This is a genomic window from Ammonifex thiophilus (genome assembly GCF_003368535.1).
Taxonomy (GTDB): Bacteria; Bacillota; Desulfotomaculia; order Desulfotomaculales; family Ammonificaceae; genus Ammonifex; species Ammonifex thiophilus.
The window spans coordinates 1-348 of sequence record NZ_QSLN01000074.1 but is presented as its reverse complement, the minus strand read 5'-3'; the positions used below and the strand labels follow the sequence as shown (position 1 = coordinate 348).

General features: G+C 66.7%; 1 protein-coding gene. It reads right to left on the bottom strand.

What is annotated here, in order from left to right; genetic code table 11:
* Positions 1-348 (bottom strand): RHS repeat domain-containing protein (locus tag DXX99_RS11125; protein WP_134643028.1); only part of this gene is annotated, 348 nt, incomplete at both ends.

The following is a 348-nucleotide window of genomic DNA, read 5'->3' as shown; positions in this document are numbered from 1 at the left end:
GGCCCAGGCCGTCGTACCCGTAAGAAGAGGTGCGGCCCCCCTCGGCGACGCTCACGAGCCTCCCGGCCTCGTCGTACCCGAAATTGACGGTGCCTTCCGGGAAGGCAATGCTTTTGAGCCGACCATCGGGATAGTAGTCGAGTTCGATGTCCTGGCCGCGGGCGTTGACGACCCTCCGCAGGAGGCCGCCGGGGGCGTACTCGTAGCGCACGGTTCCGCCAGAGGCGTAGGTCTTGCCTACGAGCCGCCCGTTGGGATCGTAGGCGAAAGTAGTGGCCTGGCCGTTGGGGTCCTTCACTTCCACCAGGTTGCCGGCGGCGTCGTACTTCCAGGCGCTTCTCCCGCCCA